This is a genomic window from Erythrobacter sp. (assembly GCF_011765465.1).
Taxonomy (GTDB): domain Bacteria; phylum Pseudomonadota; class Alphaproteobacteria; order Sphingomonadales; family Sphingomonadaceae; genus Erythrobacter.
Genome location: NZ_CP050265.1, coordinates 2,313,112 through 2,335,650, shown reverse-complemented (window position 1 = coordinate 2,335,650; position 22,539 = coordinate 2,313,112). Strand labels below are relative to the sequence as shown.

Annotated in this window: 21 protein-coding genes; 8 read left to right on the top strand and 13 right to left on the bottom strand. The window is 68.7% G+C overall.

Annotated features, from left to right (window positions below; all coding sequences use genetic code 11):
* Window positions 1–7: 7 nt before the first annotated feature.
* Window positions 8–913 (bottom strand): hydroxymethylglutaryl-CoA lyase, encoded by a 906-nt coding sequence (locus tag G9473_RS11175; RefSeq protein ID WP_291133376.1) that lies wholly within the window; start codon window positions 911–913, stop codon window positions 8–10.
* A 154-nt stretch (window positions 914–1,067) separates the two neighbouring features.
* On the opposite strand from G9473_RS11175, the gene G9473_RS11170 reads away from it, so the two are divergent.
* Window positions 1,068–2,249: a CoA transferase gene (locus tag G9473_RS11170; protein ID WP_291133374.1), complete on the top strand. Its 1,182-nt coding sequence runs from the start codon at window positions 1,068–1,070 to the stop codon at window positions 2,247–2,249.
* A 13-nt stretch (window positions 2,250–2,262) separates the two neighbouring features.
* On the opposite strand, the gene G9473_RS11165 is transcribed toward G9473_RS11170, so the two are convergent.
* Window positions 2,263–2,934, bottom strand: coding sequence for a GntR family transcriptional regulator (locus tag G9473_RS11165; protein ID WP_291133373.1), 672 nt, complete (start codon window positions 2,932–2,934; stop codon window positions 2,263–2,265).
* Window positions 2,935–3,180: 246 nt separating this feature from the next.
* Here G9473_RS11165 and G9473_RS11160 point away from each other — a divergent pair, with 246 nt between their 5' ends.
* A complete protein-coding gene (locus G9473_RS11160) occupies window positions 3,181–5,712 on the top strand; it encodes a TonB-dependent receptor (RefSeq protein WP_291133372.1) in 2,532 nt (843 codons plus the stop codon).
* A 43-nt stretch (window positions 5,713–5,755) separates the two neighbouring features.
* Entirely contained in the window at window positions 5,756–6,394 is a 639-nt protein-coding gene (locus G9473_RS11155) for an isochorismatase family protein (RefSeq protein ID WP_291133371.1), read from the top strand.
* On the opposite strand, the gene mtnP is transcribed toward G9473_RS11155, so the two are convergent.
* Entirely contained in the window at window positions 6,391–7,263 is an 873-nt protein-coding gene (gene mtnP, locus G9473_RS11150; RefSeq protein ID WP_291138413.1) for an S-methyl-5'-thioadenosine phosphorylase, read from the bottom strand. The genes G9473_RS11155 and mtnP overlap by 4 nt on opposite strands.
* Window positions 7,264–7,302: 39 nt before the next feature.
* Window positions 7,303–8,010 carry a glutathione S-transferase family protein gene (locus G9473_RS11145; RefSeq protein ID WP_291133369.1) on the bottom strand — a complete coding sequence of 236 codons (708 nt, stop codon included), beginning with the start codon at window positions 8,008–8,010 and terminating at the stop codon, window positions 7,303–7,305.
* A gap of 204 nt (window positions 8,011–8,214) precedes the next feature.
* Here G9473_RS11145 and G9473_RS11140 point away from each other — a divergent pair, with 204 nt between their 5' ends.
* From G9473_RS11140 to G9473_RS11130, 3 genes are all read left to right on the top strand, one after another.
* Complete coding sequence (locus G9473_RS11140) at window positions 8,215–9,642, top strand: aldehyde dehydrogenase family protein (protein ID WP_291133366.1); 1,428 nt, start codon at window positions 8,215–8,217, stop codon at window positions 9,640–9,642.
* Window positions 9,643–9,860: 218 nt separating this feature from the next.
* On the top strand, window positions 9,861–11,204 hold the full coding sequence (locus G9473_RS11135) for a phosphotransferase (protein WP_291133364.1): 1,344 nt from the start codon (window positions 9,861–9,863) through the stop codon (window positions 11,202–11,204).
* Window positions 11,204–12,490, top strand: coding sequence for an acyl-CoA dehydrogenase family protein (locus tag G9473_RS11130; protein ID WP_291133362.1), 1,287 nt, complete (start codon window positions 11,204–11,206; stop codon window positions 12,488–12,490). Before G9473_RS11135 ends, G9473_RS11130 begins: the two co-directional genes overlap by 1 nt.
* A 21-nt stretch (window positions 12,491–12,511) precedes the next feature.
* On the opposite strand, the gene G9473_RS11125 is transcribed toward G9473_RS11130, so the two are convergent.
* The 7 genes from G9473_RS11125 to G9473_RS11095 all read right to left on the bottom strand — a co-directional run bounded on the left by G9473_RS11125 (window position 12,512) and on the right by G9473_RS11095 (window position 19,232).
* Window positions 12,512–13,474: a bile acid:sodium symporter family protein gene (locus tag G9473_RS11125; protein WP_291133360.1), complete on the bottom strand. Its 963-nt coding sequence runs from the start codon at window positions 13,472–13,474 to the stop codon at window positions 12,512–12,514.
* Window positions 13,475–13,530: 56 nt separating this feature from the next.
* Window positions 13,531–14,244: a sigma-70 family RNA polymerase sigma factor gene (locus G9473_RS11120; RefSeq protein ID WP_291133358.1), complete on the bottom strand. Its 714-nt coding sequence runs from the start codon at window positions 14,242–14,244 to the stop codon at window positions 13,531–13,533.
* On the bottom strand, window positions 14,241–16,292 hold the full coding sequence (locus G9473_RS11115) for a flagellar biosynthesis protein FlhA (RefSeq protein ID WP_291138411.1): 2,052 nt from the start codon (window positions 16,290–16,292) through the stop codon (window positions 14,241–14,243). The genes G9473_RS11120 and G9473_RS11115 overlap by 4 nt, the downstream gene beginning before the upstream one ends.
* Before the next feature lie 71 nt (window positions 16,293–16,363).
* Window positions 16,364–17,437 (bottom strand): lytic transglycosylase domain-containing protein, encoded by a 1,074-nt coding sequence (locus G9473_RS11110; RefSeq protein ID WP_291133356.1) that lies wholly within the window; start codon window positions 17,435–17,437, stop codon window positions 16,364–16,366.
* A gap of 241 nt (window positions 17,438–17,678) precedes the next feature.
* On the bottom strand, window positions 17,679–18,122 hold the full coding sequence (locus tag G9473_RS11105; RefSeq protein ID WP_291133354.1) for a hypothetical protein: 444 nt from the start codon (window positions 18,120–18,122) through the stop codon (window positions 17,679–17,681).
* Window positions 18,119–18,457 (bottom strand): flagellar biosynthesis anti-sigma factor FlgM, encoded by a 339-nt coding sequence (gene flgM, locus G9473_RS11100; RefSeq protein ID WP_291133352.1) that lies wholly within the window; start codon window positions 18,455–18,457, stop codon window positions 18,119–18,121. The genes G9473_RS11105 and flgM overlap by 4 nt, the downstream gene beginning before the upstream one ends.
* 106 nt (window positions 18,458–18,563) lie before the next feature.
* Window positions 18,564–19,232, bottom strand: a complete 669-nt coding sequence (locus G9473_RS11095; protein WP_291133350.1) for a flagella basal body P-ring formation protein FlgA — start codon at window positions 19,230–19,232, stop codon at window positions 18,564–18,566.
* Between the two features lie 234 nt (window positions 19,233–19,466).
* Here G9473_RS11095 and G9473_RS11090 point away from each other — a divergent pair, with 234 nt between their 5' ends.
* Complete coding sequence (locus tag G9473_RS11090; protein WP_291133348.1) at window positions 19,467–20,651, top strand: diguanylate cyclase; 1,185 nt, start codon at window positions 19,467–19,469, stop codon at window positions 20,649–20,651.
* Between the two features lie 19 nt (window positions 20,652–20,670).
* Here G9473_RS11090 and G9473_RS11085 read toward each other — a convergent pair whose 3' ends face one another.
* Window positions 20,671–21,114 (bottom strand): hypothetical protein, encoded by a 444-nt coding sequence (locus G9473_RS11085; protein ID WP_291133346.1) that lies wholly within the window; start codon window positions 21,112–21,114, stop codon window positions 20,671–20,673.
* Window positions 21,111–21,818 (bottom strand): MotA/TolQ/ExbB proton channel family protein, encoded by a 708-nt coding sequence (locus G9473_RS11080; protein ID WP_291133345.1) that lies wholly within the window; start codon window positions 21,816–21,818, stop codon window positions 21,111–21,113. The genes G9473_RS11085 and G9473_RS11080 overlap by 4 nt, the downstream gene beginning before the upstream one ends.
* Window positions 21,819–22,158: 340 nt before the next feature.
* Between G9473_RS11080 and flgB the strand changes: the two genes are divergently transcribed.
* Window positions 22,159–22,524 carry a flagellar basal body rod protein FlgB gene (gene flgB, locus G9473_RS11075; protein ID WP_291133343.1) on the top strand — a complete coding sequence of 122 codons (366 nt, stop codon included), beginning with the start codon at window positions 22,159–22,161 and terminating at the stop codon, window positions 22,522–22,524.
* The last annotated feature ends 15 nt before the right edge of the window (window positions 22,525–22,539 follow it).

The window sequence follows — 22,539 nt, the reverse complement described above, 5'->3', positions numbered from 1 at the left end:
AGTTCCCCTAGGCGGCCCGCGTCACGCGCGACGGCAATTCGCGGCCCAGCACCTCGGCGAAGGCGCGGTTGGCCGCGATCGCCGCTTCGAGATCGATATTCGTTTCCACGCCCGAATTGTCCATCATGTAGACGAGGTCCTCGGTCGCGATATTGCCCGTCGCGCGCGGGGCGAAGGGACATCCGCCGAGCCCGCCGAGCGAGGCATCGAAGGTCCGCACGCCCGCTCCGTAGGCCGCCCATGCATTGGCGATGCCCGTGCCGCGCGTGTCGTGGAAATGGCAGCGCATCGGTATCCGCCCCGCGAGCAATTCGCCGAGCCTGCCGAACAGGTCCGTCACCTGCGCGGGAACGCCGACGCCGATGGTGTCGGCGAGCGCGATCTCGGCCGGATCCTCGGCGGCGAGTTCCTCGGCGATGGAGAGCACGGTTTCGGCTTTCACCTCGCCCTCGAAGGGGCAGCCGAAGGCAGCGGAAATCGTGACCTGCGCGGACAGCCCCTCGGCCTTGGCGAAGCGGAGCATATCGCGCGTCTCCGCAATGCCTTCGGCAATGGTCTGGCCCTGGTTCTTCTGTCCGAAAGTGTCGCTCGCGACGATGACGCAGCCGGCTTGGTCGATCCCGCGTTTCCCGCCCTCGCGGGTAGCGAGCGCGCGCATGATCCCGCGTTTGTTGAGGGTGAGGCCGATATACTGGACGTGCCCAAGATCGGGCAGGCCGGCGATCACGTCTTCGGCATCGGCCATCTGCGGCACGCGTTTCGGATGGACGAAGCTCGCCACTTCCATCCGCCGCGCGCCATAGTCGATCATCGCCTCGATCAGCGCGAGCTTGTCCGCCGTGGAGACGATTTCGGCCTCGTTCTGGAGTCCGTCGCGCGGACCGACTTCGAGGATCTCGATGGGCTGGTTCATGGCTCGCCTGTGATCGCTGCGCGGGAATCGCGCGAGGTCGTGGTGCGCAAATTGTATACAAATCGAAATTCGCTCTGTATAGGGCCAAGTCGAAGCGCGGGGTGGCTGCACAGCCTTTCGCCGCGATTGCTAGCCATCACACGAAAGGGATCACATGGCTGAAGGGGCGCTTTCGGGACTGCGTTTGATCGAAATGGGCCAGCTCATCGCGGGGCCGTTCTGCGGCCAGCTGATGGCCGACCACGGGGCCGAGGTGATCAAGGTCGAACCGCCCAAGGTCGGCGATGCGATGCGCAACTGGGGGCAGGGTGTCCCGTTGTGGTTCTCGGTCGTCGCGCGCGGCAAGAAGTCGATCACGCTGAACCTGCGCGAAAAGGAAGGGCAGGAGATCGTCAAGAAGCTCGCCGCCAAGGCCGATTTCCTGCTCGAGAATTTCCGCCCCGGCACGCTGGAACGCTGGAACCTCGGCTGGGAGGAGCTTTCCGCGATCAACGAGGCGCTGATCATGATTCGCGTCTCGGGCTACGGCCAGTCCGGACCCTATTCCTCGCGCGCGGGTTATGGCGGGATCGGCGAGGCGATGGGGGGGATGCGCTACATCGCGGGCGAACCCGACCGCCCGCCGAGCCGCGCGGGGCTCTCGATCGGCGATTCGCTCGCGGCGACCTACGCCTGCCTCGGCGCGCTGATGGCGCTCGAACACCGCCACAAGACGGGCAAGGGGCAGGTGGTCGATTCGGCGATCTACGAAGCCGTGCTGGCGATGATGGAATCGACCGTGCCCGAATACACCGTGACCGGCCACATCCGCGAGCGGACCGGCTCGATCCTGCCCAAGATCGCGCCTTCGAACGTCTATCCCACGAAGGACGGCAGCGTGCTCGTCGCGGGCAACCAGGACAGCGTGTGGAAGCGCATGGCGACGATGATGGGGCAGCCCGAACTGGGCGACGATCCGCGCTACAACAGCCACGTCGCGCGCGGCGAGCGGCAGGCCGAACTCGACGACATGATCGGCGAGTGGACGAAGCAGCGCACCAGCAAGGAAGTGCTTGAATTGTGCGAGGAACACGGCGTTCCGGCGGGCAATATCTATCGCGCGCCGGAAATGCTCGAAGACCCGCATTTCGCCGCGCGCGAAGCGATCGTCGAGATGCCGCATCCCAAGTACGAGAACTTCAAGATGCAGAACGTCGCGCCGAAACTGTCGGCGACCCCGGGCGGCATCAACTGGGTCGGGCCGGAACTCGGCCAGCACAACGAGGAGGTCTATGGCGAGCTGCTCGGCATGGACAGCCGTGCCATGACCGACCTTGCCGAGCGGGGTATCATCTAGGCGTAATTCGCCCCTATTCAGCGGCGTCGTTCGCCGCGCGACCTTCCGTCTCCGCCGCATCCGCGAAGGTGTGGAAGGCGCGCCGAAGGTGGCTCTTCATCACCGCCTGAGCCCAGTCCGGATCGCCCGCGCGGAAGGCGGCGACCAGCTCGTCGTGATCGCGCGCGGACTGGCGAAGGTCGCGCACGGAGTAATGTCGCGCGGTCCGCACCAGGACCGGCTGCTCGACCAGCATGGCGAGCACTTGCGCGAGCCGGGGCGAGCGCGCCGCCCCGGTGATGATGTCGTGGAAGCGGCGATTGGCCTCGAGAAAACGGGCAATGTCGGGCGGGTCGGTGGCGATGGCTTCGCGCAGGGCTCCGTTGACCTCTTCGAGCCGGTCGAGCTCCTCCGCCGTGAGCCGGCGCGCCGCGCGTTTCGCCGCGTGCCCTTCGAGCATCTGGCGCAGGGTGAACATCTCGTCGATGTCGTCGCGCGACCAGTCCGCCACGAAGATGCGCTTCGACGGGCTGCGCACCAGCAGCAGCTCGCTTTCGAGCCGCCGCATCGCCTCGCGCACCGGGGTGCGGCTGACCCCCGCGATTTCGGCGAGACGTTCCTCGGTCACCTGCTCGCCCGGATGCGCCCCGCCGCCCAGCAGGAAGGCGCGGATCTTGTCATAGGCCCTGTCCGAAGCGCGTGTCACCGGGACGGTCCCGTGACAAAAGTGTTACCCGAAATCATCACTTGCGCCCTTCCCGTGAGCCATTGCGCCAGCGCTACCAATTTTCCTTGACGGGCGCAAATTGTATACAATAAGCGATGGTCATTCGGGGGAGGGGTGTGCTGTTACCGGCGTGCCCCCATCCCCTTTTGCACCGCACCGGCCGGACCATCGGTCGATGCCCGCCGGGCGGCTGGAAGCGCCCGGATCGACAGGGGAGTCGTGGCAATGCTCAAGTTCAAGACCGTTCTCGCAGGCGGCGCCGCTCTCGGCGCGATGCTCGCCGCCACGCCGGCTCTGGCGCAGGATGCCGGGGGCGAACGCGCCGAACAGGAAGAGGGCGCGATCATCGTCACCGCGCGGCGCCAGTCGGAAACGCTGTCCGAAGTGCCCGCCGCGGTCACCGTCTTCACCGCCGAAACGCTCCAGCGCACCGGGATCGAGCGGGCCGACGAATTCGTCCAGCTCACTCCTGGCGTCACCATCGTCACCGGCACGGCCGAGGCGGGCGACACCCAGATCAACATTCGCGGCATCAACGGTGCGCGCGACGCGGAAAGCTCGGTCGCGCTGGTGGTCGACGGCATCCTCAAGACCAACACCGCGCAATTGAACCAGGACCAGGGCACGCTGCGGCAGATCGAAATCCTCAAAGGGCCGCAGGGCGCGCTCTATGGGCGTAACGCGGCGGCGGGCGCGATCGTGATCCAGACGGTCAAGCCGGGCGATTTCCTCGAAGGCAACGTGATGGTGAGCGCCGCGGAGGACAACACCTACCGCGCCAACGGCTACATCGCGACCCCGGTGGGCGACAGCGCGGGCCTGGTCCTGTCGGGCAGCTATTTCCACACGGACGGATTCTTCTTCAATCGCTTCCTCGACGGCCATTTCGTCGACAACCAGGAAATCTGGTCGGTCGACGGGCGCTTCGTCGCCGATCTCGGGCCGAACACCGAACTCGACGTGAAGGCGCGCTATGCCGAGCTCGACGGCGCCTCGATCGCCTACAACACCTCGTTCCACCTGCCCAATTTCGCGGGCGTCGATCCGGCCTTCTACGAGGACGTCAACGAGCATCCCTTCGATTTCTACGGCAATATCCGCCCGATCAACACGCAGGACACCTTCGAGATGTCGGCCAAGATCGAGCATGAATTCGACGCCGTGACGCTGACGGCCTGGGCGCTCTACAGCGATGTCGACCAGTTCCTCGTCGCGGACGGGACTTCGGCGGACTTCGCGCGCTTCACCTTCCCCGGCGCGACCCCGGCTTCGGTTGCCGCGTCGAACGCGTGCTTCGCCAGCACCGCGCAGCTGACCGGCTTCCCGCTCAACGCGCCGACTTTCATCGGCCAGACGCCGGTTCCGTTCATCTTCGACCCCGCCACGGGTTCGACCTTCGGCGCGTTCAGCCCGACGACCTGCGACGGCACGCAGCTGCAGGTCCGCAACCAGAGCGACTTTTCGGGCGAGGTCCGCCTCGCCTCGAACGGCGACGGGCCGGTCGAATGGCAGGTCGGTGCCTATTACCTCCACATCGACCGCGAGGTCGGGGTGAGCATCGGGGCGGATCTCGGGCAGGGGATCATCCCCGAGCTCTACAACGCGCCCGACACGATCAACCCGACCAGCCAGCTCTACAACGACGCCTTCGACACCGATGTCTACGCGCTCTTCGCCTCGACCGACATCGAGGTGTCCGACCGCTTCGAGATCGGGCTGGCGGGCCGTTACGACATCGAGGATCGCAGCGCGACGAGCCTCGTGCCGGCCGTGTTCGACCCCTTCACCGGCGGGCCGATCAATCCCGGCCAGCAGGTCGTGAACGGGGTGGTCCAGCCGCTCCCCGACCAGCAGGAAACCTTCCGCCAGTTCCAGCCCAAGGTCTCGCTGCGCTACGAGCTCGCCGACGACGTGAACCTCTATGCCAACTGGGGCATCGGCTTCAAATCGGGCGGGTTCAACAACCAGGGCTCGGCCGCGATCGTCGACCAGGCGTTCAACCAGTTCATCGGCACGAACGTGCTGATCGAGGACATCTATGACAAGGAAGTGTCGAGCGCGTTCGAAGCCGGGATCAAGGGTTCCGCGATCGGGGGCAGGCTGACCTTCGACGTCGCGGGCTATTACACCCAGATCGACGATATGCAGTTCTTCGAGTTCTTCGTCGGCGCTTTCGGCCTGCTGCGCGTCGTCTCGAACATCGACGAGGTCGAGGTCTACGGGGCGGAAGCCAACCTCGCCTTCGAGATCATCGACGGGTGGGACATCTTCGGCTCGGCCAACGTCACCGAAAGCGAGATCAAGGCGAACGCCTCTCGCCCGAGCACGGTCGGCAATGAAAGCCCCTACACCGCCGATTACACGGTCAACCTCGGCACGCAGATCGTCCAGCCGATCACCGATGGCCTCGATTTCGTCGCCCGCGCCGATTACCGCCTTACGGGTCCGACCTGGTTCCACACGGTGCAGGACGATCCCAACCCGACCCTGTTCAGCGGCCTGCTGCCCGGTTCGGCGCTGGCCCTGCCGGCCGAAGTCGGGGACGCGGAATATTCGGTGACCGAGCGCGACGCCTTCGGCATCCTCGATGTCCGCATCGGCTTCGAGACCGACGCTTTCCGCATCACCGCCTTCGCCGAGAACCTCACCAACGAGCGCTATCTCAACGAGGTCATCCCGGCGGTCGAATTCGGCGGCTCGTTCCTTTCGCCCGGCGGCCTGCGCCGCTTCGGAGTGGAGCTCGGCTACAACTTCTGATCGCGGCCCGATCCGGCCATTTCTGCAAAAAGGAGCCCTTCGGGTGGGTGAACGAGAAGACGCAAAGAGCAATTATGCCGGTGTCTTCGAGGGCCGGATCGGTTTCGGGGCGCGGCCCGCCCTGATCATCATCGACATGGTCGAAGCCTATTTCGACCCCGGCTCCCCCCTCCATGCCGGGGTCGAGGACACCCTCGCCGCCGCGATCGACCTCCGCGCGGCGGCGAGGGCAGCGGGGGTTCCCGTGATCTACACCAATGTCGTCTTCCACCCCTCGATGCGCGACGGCGGGCGGTTCGCCCAGAAGGTCGGCGCGCTCGCCAATTTCGTCGCCGGGAACGCGATGGGTGCGTGGGCGAAGGGGCTGGAGCCCGCCGAAGACGAACTGGTCGTCTCCAAGCAATATGCGAGCGCCTTTTTCGGCACCTCGCTCGCCTCGACCCTGACCGCGGGCGGCCATGACAGCGTCGTGCTCGCGGGCGTTTCGACGAGCGGCTGCATCCGCGCAAGCTGCGTCGATGCCTGCCAGCACGGCTTCATCCCGCTGGTGGTCGAGGAAGCTGTCGGCGACCGCCACGAAGAGGTCCACCGCGCCAACCTGTTCGACATGAACGCGAAATACGGCGATGTGATCACCCTCGCCGAGGCGAAGGCGCATTTCGCCGAACTCGCGAAAGCCTAGTCCTCCGCGAAGAGCCGCCCGGCGACCGCGTCGAGCTTTGCCAGCAATTCGGGATCGTGCTCGTCCGGCGCGGTGATGACCGCATCGTCCAGCGCCGTGTCGATCGGTGAAGGCTCGCGTTTCTCGGGCAGCGCATCGACGAAGCGCCTCACCGCCTCGCGCGCGAGCCTGCCGTTGGCCTGCATCTGCGCGACCACTTCGGCGACGCCCACGGCCTCGCCTTCCCGCCAGCAATCATAGTCGGTGACCATGCCGACGAGCGCATAGGGCAGCTCCGCCTCGCGGGCGAGCTTGGCTTCGGGCACCGCGGTCATGCCGATGATGTCGGCGCCCCACTGGCGGTACATCCGGCTTTCCGCGCGGGTCGAGAATTGCGGGCCTTCCATGGCGAGATAGGTCGCCCCGACCGCGACCTTGCCCTTGGCCGCGCTGATCGCCTTGGCCATCATCTGCGACAGGCGCGGGCAGGTCGGGTCGGCCATCGAGACGTGCGTCACGAAGCCGCTGGTGAAGAAGGTCGAGGGCCGGTTGAAGGTCCGGTCGATGAATTGCTCGACCACGGCGAAACGGCCCGGCTCGATCTCCTCGCGCAGGCTCCCCACCGCCGAAAGGGCGATGATGTCGGTGCAGCCCGCGCGCTTGAGCGCATCGATGTTCGCCCGGCCGTTCAGCTCGGTCGGGGAGATAGGATGCCCTCGCCCGTGGCGCGGCAGGAAGCGCAGCTTCACCTTGCCGAGCCGGCCGCACAGGATTTCGTCCGACGGCTCGCCCCAGGGCGTGTCGATGGCGATCCACTGCGCGTCCTCGAGCCCTTCGATATTGTAGAGCCCGGACCCGCCGATGATCCCGATGCACCATTCGCTCGCCATGCGCGTCTTTCTCGTCAAAAGCCCCTTAGGCGGTGAGCCTTAGGTCAGGTCGAAGCGCTCGGGCAAGGCCTTGCGGATCGCGCGGTCGGCCTTGGCATAGGGACCGGCGATCGAGGGACGTTCCCGCATCGCCGCGTAATGCGCGGCAAGGCCGGGCCATTTGTCGAGCGGCACATGGGCGACGAGCGCGACCTGCATCAGGATCGTCGTCACCGCGATGTCCGCGATGGAAAGCGCGCCGCCTGCGAAGAACTCCCGCCCGCCGAGCGCGGCTTCGAGCGTGTCGAACACCGGCGGCATCTGCTCGGCCCACGTCCGGCGCGCCTTTTCGACGTCGGGCTCCTCGCCCTTCGAGGCGGCGAAGAAGATCGGGCGGAAGATGCCCAGCCCGCCTGCCGGCGCGAGCGCGGTGTCGGCATATTCCTCGATCCACAGCGCCCGCCCGCGGGCATAGGGATCGGCCGGGTAAAGCGCAGGGTCCGGGTGCTTCGCTTCGATATAGGCGCAGATCGGCGAGCTGTCGGGGATGGTGCCTTCCGGGCCTTCTTCTGCGATCGAGCGGTCGCGCAGCACCGGGATGCGCTTCATCGGGGAGATGTCGCGGAACCACTGCGGCGGGTCGAAGACGTTGACCTGCTCGATCTCGAAGGGGACGTCCTTTTCGATGCACACCCCTGCGACCTTGCGCACGAAGGGCGAGACGGGGCTGCCGTAGATGACGAGATCGGGGCGTTCGGTTGCGGTCATGCGCAAATGTCTCCTCTGCTTCGGGCGCGTGCATAAGCCGCGCCGCCGATAGCGCAATGGATAGGCGCATGGCGCTCCCCGGATGGTTAGTCTTTCCGCCGAAACGGGAATTGCGTTTTGAGTTGCAACACGTCACTTTCCCGCGCGCACCGACTCCTGCATCGGCAGGGGCGGCACGGGATTAGACGAGAGAGAGGACACACCATGGTCAAGCAGTACAGGAACCTCATCAACGGTGAGATGATCGAGACCGGCGAATGGCTCGACGTGGTCAACCCGGCGAACGAGGAAGTGATCGGGCAGGTCCCGGCCTGCGGTCAGGACGAGCTCGACAAGGCGGTCGCCGCCGCGCGCGCCGCGTTCAAGACCTGGCGCAAAACCCCGATCGAGGAACGCCGCGCGGCGATTCTGGCGATCGCCGGCGCGATCAAGGAGAACGGCGAGGAGCTTTTCCGCCTGCTGACCAGCGAGCAGGGCAAGCCGCACGCCCAGGCCCAGCAGGAAATCTACGGCGCGGCCGGAATGGCCTCGGCCCAGTCGACCCTCGAACTTGAAGACGAGATCAACGAGGATTCCGAAAGCCGCCTCTCGCGCACCCGCCGCGTGCCGGTGGGCGTGGTCGGCGGTATCGTGCCGTGGAATTTCCCGGTCATGATGGCGATCCAGAAGATCGTCCCCGCCATGCTGTCGGGCTGCACGATCATCCTCAAGCCTTCGCCCTTCACCCCGCTCACCACGCTGCGCATCGCGGAGCTGATCGCGGACAAGGTGCCTGCGGGCGTCGTCAACATCATCACCGGCGAGGACTCGCTCGGCCCGCTCATCACCCAGCATCCCGACATCGACAAGATCACCTTCACCGGCTCGACCGCGACCGGCAAGAAGATCATGGAAGGCGCCTCCGCCGACCTCAAACGCATCACGCTCGAACTGGGCGGCAATGATGCATCGATCGTGCTGCCCGATGCCGATCCCAAGAAGGTCGCCGAACAGCTGTTCTGGTCGAGCTTCTCCAATGCCGGGCAGATCTGCATCGCGGCCAAGCGCGTCTACATTCACGAGGACATCTATGACGAGCTGTCCGCGGCAATCGTCGAATACGCCAAGAACGTGAAGGTCGGCGACGGCGCCCAGCAGGGCACGGGGGTCGGCCCGATCCAGAACAAGAAGCAGTACGAGCGCGTGCTCGAGCTGATCCAGGACGCCAAGGACAAGGGCTACAAGTTCCTGCTCGGCGGCGACAAGGATCCTAGCGGAACGGGCTATTTCGTGCCGCTCACCATCCTCGACAACCCGCCCGAAGACGCGCGGATCGTCGCCGAGGAACAGTTCGGACCCGTCATGCCGCTGATGAAGTTCTCCAGCGAGGACGAGGTCATCGCCAAGGCCAACAATTCCGAATACGGCCTTGCCGGCGCGGTGTGGACGGCGAACCCCGACAAGGGCGTCGAGATCGCCGAACAGCTCGAGACCGGGACCGTGTGGGTCAACGAATTCCTCCACCTGTCGCCCTTCGCCCCGTTCGGCGGGCACAAGCAGTCGGGCTTCGGCGCCGAATACGGCAAGGAAGGCCTCAAGGAATTCACCTATCCGCAGGTCATCACGGTCAAGCGCGACAACGTCCCCGCGTGATCCGGCGCGCCTGACCCTTTCCATCACGCGCCCCGCGATTTGCGCTTCCCAAGGCGCGAGTCGCGGGCGGTGTTGGGGAGTTAGTTCGCGTAATGCAGACGGGGGGACGCCAATTCGGCGTCCCTTGGGGGGCTGATGCGCGGATTTCAGGCAAAGGGACCCGGGGCGAAGCTAGCTTGCGGTTTTCGAATAGGAAACCCGGCTGAAAGGGCGCTTCCATGATCGATGTCGAGACGCTTTCCGAAGGTCTTGCAAAGGCTCTCGCAAGGGCCGGGATGGGCGCGCCCGAAGGGCTCCACCGGCTGACCGGCGGGGCGACGATGGAGAGCTGGCGCTTCTCCAGCACCGGCAAGGATTTCGTCCTGCGCCGCGCGCCCTCCCTCGAATTCATGGCCGACCGCCCCTTCGGCCACGCGACCGAGGCCGCGGTCATCCGCGCCGCCCGCGCCGCCGGGGTGACCGCGCCCGAGGTGGTGGTCGAACTGGAGCCGGGGGACGGCATCGGATCGGGCTTCGTCATGCGCGCGCTGCCCGGAACGCCCAACCCGAAGGATATCCTCGCGATGGAGGATGCCTCGGGCCTCCTCCGTCAGGTCGCCCGCGATCTCGCCCGCATCCATAGCCTTCGTCCCGGCGACGTGCCCGAAGACGTGCCGGTGATGGACTACCGCGAGGCCATCGCGGACCTCCGCCGCCAGTTCGAGGAAGCGGGCGGCGACCGGCCGATCATCGCGCTAGGGCTGAAATGGATGGAGGACCATTGCCCGCCACGGGAGACTGAGCCGGTCCTCAACCACGGCGACTACCGCATGGGCAACATCCTCGCCGAGAACTCCAACCTCACCGGCGTGCTCGACTGGGAACTCGCCCATTTCGGCGACCCCCACGAAGACCTCGCCTTCGGCTGCATGGCGGTGTGGCGCTTCCACCGCTACGACCGGCCCGCGCTCGGGCTCGGCAGCCTCGAGGACTATTTCGCCGCCTACGAGGCGACAAGCGGGCGAAAGGTCGACCGCGAGCGGTTCCGCTACTGGCTGGTCCACCGCACGGTGTGGTGGGCGATGGGGTGCCTGCGCTGTGCGAAAGTGTGGCGCGACGGGTCCGACCGGATGCTCGAACGCGTGGTGATCTCGCGCCGGACGAGCGAGCAGGAGCTCGACCTCCTCATGCTGCTGGAGGAGGATGCGCCGGATGAGGAGCGCCGCGCGCGCGCCGATCCCGACATCGAGGCGGCGGCGCCGACCGGCGAGGCAACCTCGGGCGAGATCGCCACGGCGGTCGCCGAATGGCTCGCCACTCTCAAGGACAAGGTCGAAGGCCACGACCGCTTCCAGCTCGCCGTGGCGCGCAATGCGCTGGGCATGATCGCGCGCGACGATGCGATCGTGCCGATGCTGGAGGATGCGGACCTCGCGCAGGAAATCCTCGGCGGCGGGACGGGGCTGGACGAGCCGGGCCTGCTGGCCGAACTCAAGACCGCCGCGCTTGAAAAGCTCGCCGCCGACGTGCCGAAATATCCAGCGCTCGAAGCGGCGTGGAAACAATGGGTTGGAGAGGAATAATGGACTTCGCTATCCCTGCGGACCTGCAGGCTTACTTGGACGAACTCGACGCCTTCATCGAGGCCGAGATCAAGCCGCTGGAGCAGCAGGACGACAATATCCGTTTCTTCGACCACCGCCGCGAACATTCGCGGACCGATTGGGACAAGGGCGGCCTGCCGCGCGAGGAGTGGGAGGAATTGCTGAAAGAGGCCACCCGCCGCGCCGACAAGGCGGGCCACTGGCGCTTCTCCGCGCCCAAGAAATACGGCGGCAAGGACGGGTCGAACCTGTGGATGGCGGTCATCCGCGAGCACTTTGCAAGGAAGGGCCTCGGCCTCCACAACGACCTCCAGAACGAACATTCCATCGTCGGCAATTTCCCCTTCGTCGCCATGTTCGAACAATGGGGGACGGAAGAACAGAAGCAGGAATTCATCACGGGCGGCTTCGAGCGCAGGCGCCGCGTCGCTTTCGGCCTGACCGAACCGGACCATGGCTCCGACGCGACCCACATGGAAACCCGCGCGGTGAGGGAGACGCGCGACGGCGTGGACGGCTGGCTCATCAACGGCGAGAAGATGTGGATCACCGGGATGCACGTCGCGACCCACTGCGCGATGTTCGCCCGCACCTCCGGCAAGGACGGGGATGCGAGCGGGATCACCTGCTTCCTCGTCCCCAACCCCACCCCCGGCCTCGAGATCGAGGAGTGGATGTGGACCTTCAACATGCCGACCGACCACCCGCGACTTTCGGTCAAGGACGTGTGGGTTCCCGACAGCGCGATCCTCGGCGTGGAGGGCCGCGGCCTCGCGCTGGCGCAGAGCTTCGTCCACCAGAACCGCATCCGGCAGGCGGCCAGCTCCTGCGGGGCGGCCTTGTTCTGCATCGATGAAAGCGTGAAATACGCGCGGGCACGCAAGCCCTTCGGTCAGGAACTCGCGCGCAACCAGGCGATCCAGTTCCCGCTGGTCGAGCTGGCGACGCAGGCGGAAATGCTGCGCCTGCTGATCTTCAAGACCGCGTGGGAGATGGACAATATGCCGCACGAGGAGATCGAGCGGACGATCTCGGACAAGGTCTCGATGTGCAATTACTACGCCAACCGGCTGTGCTGCGAGGCGGCGGACCGGGCGATGCAGGTCCATGGCGGCATCGGCTATTCGCGCCACACGCCCTTCGAGCACATCTATCGCCACCACCGCCGCTACCGGATCACCGAAGGCTCGGAAGAGATCCAGATGAGGAAGGTGGGGGCGTATCTTTTCGGCTATCTCGGGCCGAAGAAGGGGATGTATTCCTGAGTTTGAAATAGCCAGGGGCGGCTATGGTCGCCGCCGCCACCAGCTCGCCAGCAGGCTGCCGATAACCACGTGCCACACAGCGGAAATCGCCGCCGGCACGGGCGCGAGCGCGGCCTGCGCGGCGTCGGCGAATTGCGCGGCGAAAGCGGGGGTCTTGGCAAGGCCCGAACCCAGCCCCGAATTCTGCATCCCGACCTCGATCGAGACCGTGCGCTGCTCCGCCACCCCCAGCCCGGCGAGCCGCGCCAGCCCCCAGCCGAGGCTGAAGCCGAGCGCGTGCAGCGCAAAGGTCGCGGCGAGCAGCGGCCCGGCATGGGCGGCGATCTGGGCCTTGGCTCCGCCGACGATCCCGCCGACGATGAGGATGACGAGCACGACCGCGACCAGCGGCAGCACGCCGCCCACCGCCTCGGCCGCGCGCGGGAACAGGCGGTTGAGAAGCGTGCCTGCCACCACCGGCACGAGCACGATGGCGACCATGTTCACGAGAAGGTTCCAGCGGTCGATCGCGACATAGGCCCCGGCAAGCTCGCCCGTCAGCAGCGGGGTGAGGACAATCGCGGCAAGGGTCGAAAGCATCGTCATCGCCACCGACAGCGCGACATCGCCCCGCGCGAGGTAGGCGACGATGTTGGATGCCGTCCCCCCGGGACAGCAGGCGACGAGGATGAGGCCTACCGCGAGCCCCTTGTCGAGCGCCATCGCCTGCGCGATGGCCCAGCCCGAGGCCGGCATGACGACGAATTGCAGCCCCACCCCGATCGCCACCGCGCGCGGCAGGCGGACGAGGCGGGCATAATCCTCGAACGTCAGCGTCAGGCCCATCGCCAGCATGATCGTGCCGAGCGCCACCGACAGCAGCGGCTGGCCCGCGATGCGGATGCTCCCGTCGGTCATCCAGGTGAAGCCGGGCGGGTAGATCCACGCCAGCGCCACGCCGAGCACGGTCAGCAGCGCGAAATTCCTGGTCAGTCCTGCGAGCACGCCTGCGCCCTTCCCCCTTGCGAAAGCGCGCCCCTTAGCCGCATTCGGCGCGCCCGTCAGCCGTCCATCATCGCTTTCAGGTCCTTCAGCGCCTTCGCCCGCAGCTGGTGGACCCGCGGCACGCTCACCTCGAGCACGGCGGCGATTTCGGTGAGGTTCATTTCCTCGACGAAGAACAATTGCAGCACCAGTTTCAGCCGGTCGGGCAGTTCCCCCAATGCCTCGACCAGGCGTTCGCGGTCCTCGGCGGCGCACAGGGCTTCGAAGGGGTCGGGGTCATCGCTGGCGAAGGCGGTGTTGGTCTCGTCGTATTCCTCAGCTATCGAGGAGACGGTGACCGCGCTCGCCTCAATCTGCACCAGTTCGCCGTCGGAAATGTGGAGCGCGGCGGCGATTTCGGCGCGGCTCGGTTCGCGGCCCGTTTCCATGCGCAGGCGTTCGACTTCGCGTTCATAGGCGGCGCGGCGCTTGCGGGCATTGCGGGTGTCGTGGAGCTGCCGCCGGATCTGGTCGAGCATCGCGCCGCGCACGCGGATCTTGGCATAGGCGGCGAAGCCGTCCTCGGTCGGCCCGCCATGCCGCCGCGCGCATTCGGTCAATGCCATGATGCCGGTCTGGACGAGATCCTCGATTTCCAGACCCTCGCGCCCCGCGCCGTAGATGTGCCACGCGGCGCGGTGGACCATCGGCAGGAAGCGGCGCACGCGGTCCTCGACCTCGGCCTGGCTCGCCGCGCCATAGGCGGCGTGGAAGGCGGCATCGTGCTTCATGCCGCGATGGCCTCGTGCGCGGGAGCGTCCTCACCGATCACCGCGACGACCTCGACCGGCTGGCTCGCGGGCAGTTCGTTGATCGACAGGACGAGGCAGGTCCGCGCCCGCGCACGCAGCAGAGCGGCGAGCGCGCGGCGCGCGGGCGGCTGGACGATGAGCGCGAGCGGCCCGTGTTCGCCCGTCAGTTCGCCGATGCGCCGCGCGATCATGTTCCCGCAGTCGGGCTCGATCAGCGGCTGCCCGGTCGCCGGATCGGTCATCCCCCCGAGGATCGCGCCCTCGAGCCCGGCATCGAGCGTCACCACTTTCAGCCGCGCGCCCGGCTCGCACACCTGCGCCACCAGCCGCGCGCCGAGATCGACCCGGACCGCGTCGATCAGGGCGTCGAAATCCGTGCTCTTCTGGAGCGCGAGCGCGAGGCTGGTGAAGAGCGGCTGCGGATGGGCGAGCGATAGCCCGTCGCCGATCAGCGCGCGGAAGATGCGGGTCAGCGCGGCCAAGGAAAGCGGCTCGGGATGGATCGCCTCGACCAGCGCGGGGCTGCGCTCCTTCAGCGCATCGAGGAGGTCCTGCACTTCCGCCGGGCCGAGCAGCTGCGGCGCGGCCTCGGCCAGCGCCTGGTTGGCGTGGGTCGCGATCACGGTCGAGGCATCGACCGCGAGGAATCCCTCGGCCACGGCAAGGTCGCGCGCGCCCGGATCGATCCACAGCGCGGGGCAATCGAAACTGGGATCGCGCGTCGGCTCGCCGGAAAGGCCGAGCGCGGCGTAGGGCGGCTCGCCGCGCACCTCGCCCGCGTCGATCGCGAGCAGCTTGCCCGGCCTGACCGACCCCTGCGCGACCGTCACCCCGCCGAGCAGCACGGCGTAGTCATTGGGCGCGGCATCCAGTGAATCGCGGATGCGGAACTGCGGCAGGACGAAGCCGAGATCGCGCGACAACTGCTTGCGGATGCCGGTGATGCGCGACACCAGCGGCGCGCCTTTCGCCTCGTCGACCAGCTGGACGAGGCCGTAGCCCAGCTCGATGGTGACGAGCGTCTGGTCGGAGACATCGGCCAGCTCGATCCGGTCGGGGGGGGGTTCCTCGGCAACGGGGGTTTCGTCGACTGGCTTCGCCGCCTGTCGCCGCAGCGCCCACCATATGCCGAGCGCGATGGCGGCGGCGGGAAGGAAGATCGCCTGCGGCATCGCCGGGACCAGCCCGATCCCGCCCAATATCAGCGCCACCGGCAGCCACGCGCGCGGGTCGGCGAACTGGCCGCCGATCTGCCCGGTGAGATCGCGCGTGTCCGACACTCGCGTGACGATCGCGGCGGCCGCAATCGACAGCAGCAGCGCGGGAACCTGCGCCACCAGCGCATCGCCCACCGCCAGCGTCACGTAAAGCTCGCCCGCTTCGCTTGCGGACAGGCCATGCCCGATCATGCCGAGCGCGAAACCGGCGATGACATTGACCGCGAGGATCAGCAGCGCGGCGAGCGCATCGCCCTTCACGAATTTCGACGCGCCATCCATCGAGCCGTGGAAATCGGCCTCGACCGTGACGCGCCGCCGCCGCTCGCGCGCTTCGTCGCTGGTGATGAGCCCGGCGGCGATGTCCGCGTCGATCGCCATCTGCTTGCCCGGCAACGCGTCGAGCACGAAGCGCGCGGAGACTTCGGAGACGCGGCCCGCGCCCTTGGTGATGACGATCATGTTGATGATGAGCAGGATCGCGAAGACGAACAGGCCGACCGCGAAATTGCCCCCGACGAGGAACTGGCCGAAAGCATCGATCACTTCGCCCGCCGCCGCGCCGCCTTCGTGCCCGTTGACCAGCACCACGCGGGTCGAGGCGACATTCAATGCCAGCCGCAGCAGGGTGGCGAACAGCAGGACGGTCGGGAAGGACGAGAAATCGAGCGGCTCGCGCGCGTTCAGCGCCGCCATCAGCACCGCGACCGCGATCGCGATGTTGAGCACGAAGAACGCATCGAGCAGCACGGTCGGGATCGGCAGCACCATCAGCGCGAACAGCGCGAAGATGCCGACCGGCAGCGCCATCGCCGCAGGTGCGCCCCCGAACCGCCGGGCGAGCGGGGCGAGGAACGTGGGCAGGGGGATGCCGCCGCCCGTCACAGGCCCATCGCCTTCAGCCGTTCATAGGCCGCGCGGATGCTCTCGCTCGCGCGGTCGATCGCCGGAGCATCGCCCGCCCGCCCGGCGAGCCCTTCGAGCGTCGCCGAAAGCACGCGCGACATTGGCGGCGTTTGGGGAGGTCTTTGGGGCGGTCCGGGAGGCGGCGGGGAAGGCGGCGTGGCCATGCCGAGCACGGCGCGCGGGGCGATCACCGGGCGGCTCGTGCCGGTCAGCGCGGGCGGATCGCCGGGGCCGAACGCGGCTTCGTCGGCGATGAGGTAAGGCGGCACCATCGGCATATCCGGGGCGAGCGCGCGGGCACGTTCGACCTTGGCGGCGAGGCGGTCCATCACTTCGGCAAGGCTGCGCTCGCGCCCGCCCGCGTCGAAGAAGATCGCCGGATTGGCCGCGGCCGGGCGGCGGAACAGGCTCGCCGCGCCCTGTCCGGGGTCGCGCGCCATTTCGGTCAGGAAGCGCGCCGCCCCGCCCGCGCCGAGGAAATGGGCGAGGTAGAGTTCGGAATGGTCGGGCGCGCGGCCCAGCACCGGGGCGAGATGGGCGGCGTTGTCCTCGGCGAGGCCCGCCGCCATAAGCGCGGCGATCTCGGGATCGCGCCGCATGGCGAGGATCGCTCGGCGCTCGGCCGGGTCGGCGACATGGGCCTCGCCTCCGGGGGCGCGCGCGATCCGCGCTGCGACATCGCCGAGGCCGAAGCGCGCGCCGTGGCGCTGCATTGTCGATAGCCAGGTGCTTTCGATGAACTGGTAGAGGCCGGACGCGCTCGAGGTGGTGGCGCGGGCTTCGGGATCCATCGCGGATTCGATCCGCGCCTGCGCGACGAGGAAATCGAAATCGACCCCGGTTCGGCGCGAGGCATCGGCGATCGCGCGTTCGATGCGTCCCGACTGTGCGGGGGCGGGCATTGGGGCGGGGGCGGCGATCTGGCGGCTTGCGATGCGCTCGGGCTGCGCGCGCACGGCGTCCTCGGCCAGCCGGTGCGAGGGCTGCGCGCGCGCCGCCTCGGCGCGGGCGGCGGCGATCCCTGCAGGGGGGAGCGATGGGTGGGACACGTCTTCTGTTCCTGCCTCGGTTTGTGCTTCCTCGGTTCGCGCGCGTCGCCTGCCCGCGCCGCCGCCGCGCGCCTTGGGGAAGGCGGGGCAGGGCGGCGAAGCCAGCCGGGTCTTCGCGTGGAGCTGGAAAGCAATCGGCGTGCCAGACCCGCCTGTGGGCGCCGGACCACGCAGTGATACCTAGGCCGGGGGCAAGCCCCCGCCCGCGCCCCCGGAAGACGCCGGGCGGGCGCGGCGGCGCCTAGCGCGGGGTCTGCGGGCGGATCGGGGCGGGCGCGCCGGGACCATAGGTCACGGGACCGGTCGCGCCGCCCTGCACGCCGTCCCCGACCCCGGCGAGCGCGGCGAGCCGCGAGGCGACATTGGCGGCCAGCAGGTTGCGCACCCGGCGGTTGATCTCGTTCAGGCGGCGCGCGGTTTCGGCAAGCCCGCGCGTCTCCGGGTCGAGCGCTTCGACCGCAAGCGGGGCGAGCGCGCCGCACAGCCCCTCCTTGACCCGCGCCGCTTCGGTCAGGGCCTCGGCATCGAGCGCGGCAAGCGCCTGCCGCTCGGTTTCGAGGACGGCAATCATCTGCCGCAGGATTGCCGCCGGAGGGGCTTCGGCGGTCGCGGCAGCGGCGGGCGCGGGATCGGCGGCGGGAGGGGCGGGCCCCCCGGCGCTCGACAGGGCGGGGTCGCGGCTCACTTTTCCATGCCCAGGCTGACGCGCGCGGCGATCATCGCGTCGGCGATGCGGGTCGGGACGAGCGGGTAGCGGCCTTCTTCCAGCGCCTTGCGGATCTCGGCGACGCGCTCGCGGTCGACCGGCGGGGTGGCGGTATCGAGGGCCGGGGCGCGCACGGTCCCCGCGCCGAGTTCTATGCTGACGCCGCTATCGGGCGCGGCGGGACCGGCCTTTGTAGGCGGAGCGTTAGAGGGGGCAACGCCAAGCGGCGCGCGCTCGTCCCGCGCCACCGCGCGCGGGGCCGCGCTGGCCTGCAACGTGCCAGCCTGCAACTTGCTCAGTTCGACAGAGGGCATGACTGCGTCTCCCAATGGGCTCCTGCTCAGGTGGATTCCTGATCACAAGGACGGACGCGCCGGAAAGGGTTTAACCCCCGCGCGCGAAAAAATACGTGGCGGCGTCTCAATCTTCGGTGCGGGGATCGGTGCGGGCATCGCCGCCGGGGTCGCCGACCGGGATTTCGGCAAGACCGGGGCGCAGGATGCGCGCGCGGACCGGATCGGCCCGGCGGCCCGGGCGCGTGGCCGAAGAGGTGCCGGCGAGGCGGATGCCGATCCATTCGCCCGCGCGGCCCGGCTCCATCGCCTCGCCCGCCTGCTGGATGGTGAAGCCGCGCCCGCGGACCATCACCGTGACCGGGTCGCCGCGCTCGACCAGCGGGGCGGCTGCTGCTGCGGCGGCGTGCGAGGCAGGGGCTGCGCGCAGGGCGACGAACACCCGCCAGCCGCCCGCGCCGGGGCATTCGACCCGCACCGTGCTGCGCGCCGTGCCGTGCCAGGCCGTCTCGAGCGGGGCGGGACAGGCGGCGAGGCGCAGGCGCGGGTCGGCGGGCGCGATGGCGCCCCCCGGCTCGCCCGCGCGCGCCCCGGTGAAGGCTTCGACCGCCGCGTCGATTGCGGCCGGGGCAGTCCGTCCGGCGGGGCGTGCGGGAAGAGTGCTTTCGCCCAGCGCGGGGGCCAGCAGCGGCACGAACATCATCGGCGCGAGCGGCACGAAGGCGAGGATGCGCAGGCCCGGCGGGCTCCTGCGGCTCGCCAGCGGAGGTGTCTTGCGGGTTGCGCGATCGGTCATCGGTCAATCTCCCTTGGGCTGTGCTCGCCCGCTCGGGCCGGTCCGGCAGGGCTGAATTTCGCGAATGTCTAAGGCAAGCGCCGTGCCAAGCGCCGCCCCTCCCCCCCGCTCACGGGTTATCGCCTAGGGGTTCTCGCCTAGGGAGTGTCGCGGGGCCCGGCGCGAGCCGCGCCTTAAGCCGCGCCGCGCTAGGCCCGCGCCGTCACAGCAAGCCGACAGGATCTGGCGCAAGACATGGTCTATTCCTCCAGTTTCACGCGCCGCCACCGCGCCGGCGGAACCCAGCCGCGCCTGCCCGCTTCGGCGCTCTCGTCGAGCGGCGCGCAAGGCGCGGGCGATGGAGCCGACGCTGCGCCCCAGGCCGACCGCCAAACCCCCGACCGCCACACTCCCGAGGGTCGCCGCGCTCTGCTTGAACGTGTCACGGCCTTCACGCTCGACCACGACCTGGCCGTGACCGGGACCAATCTCGCGCTCATCTGCAACGCCCTGTCGGGCGAGAGCGTCGAGCTCGCCGCGAGCTTCGCCGCGCGCGAGGCGGCGGGCGAGCCGATCGACCAGCGCTGGCTCGACACGGTGGTGCGGCTCGACCCGGAAACCGGCGGGCGCATGGCCGAGCTCGAAAAGCTGATGGACAAGCTCGAATACGCCGTCCTGCGCTTCGCCCAGACGACCAAGACCGCGCAGGACGAGACCAGCGACCACCGCGGCGCTCTCGGCAAGCAGATCGAGGCGATGGCCGGGATGGCGCCCCGCGCCGGCCGGCCCGGCGAGGCGAGTGGCGAGCCCCTGCCCGAATTCGACCGCGTGATCGAGATGTCGCGCGCCATGCTGACCCGGATCGAACAGGTCGAGCAGGCGATGGAGAAGAGCCAGGCCGAAACCCAGGAACTGCGCGAAAACCTCGCCAAGGCGCGGCTGGAAGCCGATGTCGACCACCTCACCCGCCTGCCCAACCGCCGCGCCTTCGAGCGCCGCTTCGCAGCCGCGGTCGAGGAGGTGCGCGAGAAGGGCACGACGCTTGCCGTCGCCTTCTGCGATGTCGACCGGTTCAAGTCGATCAACGACACCTACGGCCACGATGCCGGCGACCGGATCCTGTGCGCCATCGCGGGCACGCTGGGCGGCCATGCGAGCGACAGGGTCTTCGTCGCGCGCCACGGGGGCGAGGAATTCGCCGTCCTCCTCCATGGCTTCGACAAGGACGCAGGCTGGCGCAAGCTCGAGCAGATGCGCCGCGCGCAGGCCGACAAGCAGCTGATCGACCGCGCCAGCGGCAAGCCTTTCGGCAAGGTCACCTTCTCTGCAGGGATAGCCGAGGTCGCCGACCTTGCCGACCCGCGCAGCGCGCTCGGCCGGGCGGACGCGGCGCTTTACGAGGCGAAGAAGGCCGGGCGCAACCGCGTGGTCGCGGCCTGAACGGGTCTTTGGCGCGCCGTCACCGCGGCGCGCCGTCATAGCCGAGGCTCGCATGGAGCGCGCTTTGCTCGCCCGCCTCGATCACCACCCGCACCGCGACCCCGCTTGCCGCCGCTTCGCGCGCCAGCGCGCGCGCGCGGGTCCAGGCCGCGGCTTCCTCGCCCTTCGCATGGCGGGCATATATGGTCAGCGTCGCGCGGCGATCGGCCTGCTGCCGGGCGAGCCACTGGCCGAGCGGCGGCGCATCCGGTCCGGGGCGATAAAGCGCCTGCGAGGGATCGAAGCGCGCGGCTTCGCTTGCCCTTTCCGGCAGCTTGCCCTCGTCGGCGGACAGGTTCGCCAGCGCGGCGAGCGTGACGAGGAACAGGATCAGCGCAAGGTCGGCGAGCACCAGTTGCCACCCGGCGCCGCTGTCGCCGTGCACTTCCGAAAGGGGGGACGGGGAAGCGGGCCTCGTGCTCATGCGATGGTCCTCAGCTTGCCCGGACGCGCCGCGCCGAAACGGTGTGCGCGCTCGCTCGAGGCATTTTCGATATGGGCCGCGAGCCATTCGACCAGCGCCTCGCGCGCGGATTCCTCGCGCAGGCCGCGCCGCTCGATCGCGCGGGCGAGCGGGACGCACACGAGATGCGCGGTCAGCACGCCGTAGAGCGAGGACAGGACCGCGGTGGCGATAGCCGCCATCGTCGCCTCGACCGTGCTCGCGGCGAGCGAGTCGGACAGGCCGGTGATCGCGTAAAGCGTGCCGACGAGGCCGAAGACCGGGGCGAGTTCGCCCGCATATTCGAAGGCCCTCACGCTGCGCGAGCGTTCGACCTCGCGCGCGGCGCGCTCGGCCCGGCGCGCGGAATGGAGCGCATCGATCGATCCGGTGGTCAGATAGGCTTCGACCAGCCGCGCGAGCGAGGGATCGGGCGGCAGCGGGGCGTCGGCGGCGCGAAAGCCGTCGCGCTCGACCGCGCGCAGCGTGCGGGCGATGGCGGTGCGGTTCGCGCCTTCGTCGAAGGAACTCGCCCCGAGCCGGGGAAGCGCTGCGAGCGCGGCGCTGCAATCGCGCCAGCCGCAGCGCGCGGCGGTGGCGATGACGGTGCCCGCCACCACGATCCCGAGCGCGCCCGGGTCAAGCATGGGGGCCAGATCGCCCGGCACGTCCATAAGGCCCTTCATCCTCCTCGCCTGCGCTCACGCGGGAAAGAACGGCTGCGCGCGCGCGGGTTTAAGGGCCGGGTGGTCGACACCGGGCGGGGGGCACGATCCTGCCCGGTCGGCGGCGCGCCTGCGGCAGGCTTTTGCCGCAAGGAGGCACCGGGCCCGGAGGCAAGCGGAAAAAGTCATTAAAGAACAGTGTCTTGCCCGATCCTGCGGCGCGCTGGGGGCAGTTTGGCACGGGCGATGCAAACCGGCACGGGCGATTGCAGGTTGGCCGCGCGGCCCGTCGGTTGCCCTTTCGCCCCGTGCGGGGAGAGGGGGCGCCGGCCGGGCGGCCCGATACAAGGGATGAACGTCCATGAACGAGCGACTTTTCGGCATTCACGGCGCCGCGCTCGAGCTGCGCTCGCAGCGCATGGGGCTGATCGCCGCGAACATCGCGAACGCGGCAACCCCCGGCTACAAGGCGCGCGACATCGATTTCGGCGCGGCGCTCGAGGCGCGTCTCGCTGCGCGGTCGGACCCGGCTCGCGGCGCTGAAACCGGGGCGGCCGAGCGCCACCTCGTCTATCGCGCCCCGACCATGGCGAGCCTCGATGGCAACACGGTCGAAATGGGCCGCGAACAGGTCGCCTTCGCCGAGAACGCGCTGCGCTATTCGGCCACCTTGAGCTTCATCGAGGGCAAGGTTTCCACCCTCACCCGCGCGCTGAAGGGAGAGTGACCCCGTGTCCGACCC

What these genes read in the sequence shown, in the direction of transcription:
- G9473_RS11175 (WP_291133376.1), bottom strand. Translation starts at nt 913, where the DNA reads ATGAACCAGCCCATCGAGATCCTCGAAGTCGGTCCGCGCGACGGACTC.
- G9473_RS11170 (WP_291133374.1), top strand. Translation starts at nt 1,068, where the DNA reads ATGGCTGAAGGGGCGCTTTCGGGACTGCGTTTGATCGAAATGGGCCAG.
- G9473_RS11160 (WP_291133372.1), top strand. Translation starts at nt 3,181, where the DNA reads ATGCTCAAGTTCAAGACCGTTCTCGCAGGCGGCGCCGCTCTCGGCGCG.
- mtnP (WP_291138413.1), bottom strand. Translation starts at nt 7,263, where the DNA reads ATGGCGAGCGAATGGTGCATCGGGATCATCGGCGGGTCCGGGCTCTAC.
- G9473_RS11145 (WP_291133369.1), bottom strand. Translation starts at nt 8,010, where the DNA reads ATGACCGCAACCGAACGCCCCGATCTCGTCATCTACGGCAGCCCCGTC.
- G9473_RS11140 (WP_291133366.1), top strand. Translation starts at nt 8,215, where the DNA reads ATGGTCAAGCAGTACAGGAACCTCATCAACGGTGAGATGATCGAGACC.
- G9473_RS11135 (WP_291133364.1), top strand. Translation starts at nt 9,861, where the DNA reads ATGATCGATGTCGAGACGCTTTCCGAAGGTCTTGCAAAGGCTCTCGCA.
- G9473_RS11130 (WP_291133362.1), top strand. Translation starts at nt 11,204, where the DNA reads ATGGACTTCGCTATCCCTGCGGACCTGCAGGCTTACTTGGACGAACTC.
- G9473_RS11120 (WP_291133358.1), bottom strand. Translation starts at nt 14,244, where the DNA reads ATGAAGCACGATGCCGCCTTCCACGCCGCCTATGGCGCGGCGAGCCAG.
- G9473_RS11115 (WP_291138411.1), bottom strand. Translation starts at nt 16,292, where the DNA reads ATGGCGCTGCCGGTCGGCATCTTCGCGCTGTTCGCGCTGATGGTGCTG.
- flgM (WP_291133352.1), bottom strand. Translation starts at nt 18,457, where the DNA reads ATGCCCTCTGTCGAACTGAGCAAGTTGCAGGCTGGCACGTTGCAGGCC.
- G9473_RS11095 (WP_291133350.1), bottom strand. Translation starts at nt 19,232, where the DNA reads ATGACCGATCGCGCAACCCGCAAGACACCTCCGCTGGCGAGCCGCAGG.
- G9473_RS11090 (WP_291133348.1), top strand. Translation starts at nt 19,467, where the DNA reads ATGGTCTATTCCTCCAGTTTCACGCGCCGCCACCGCGCCGGCGGAACC.
- G9473_RS11085 (WP_291133346.1), bottom strand. Translation starts at nt 21,114, where the DNA reads ATGAGCACGAGGCCCGCTTCCCCGTCCCCCCTTTCGGAAGTGCACGGC.
- G9473_RS11080 (WP_291133345.1), bottom strand. Translation starts at nt 21,818, where the DNA reads ATGAAGGGCCTTATGGACGTGCCGGGCGATCTGGCCCCCATGCTTGAC.
- flgB (WP_291133343.1), top strand. Translation starts at nt 22,159, where the DNA reads ATGAACGAGCGACTTTTCGGCATTCACGGCGCCGCGCTCGAGCTGCGC.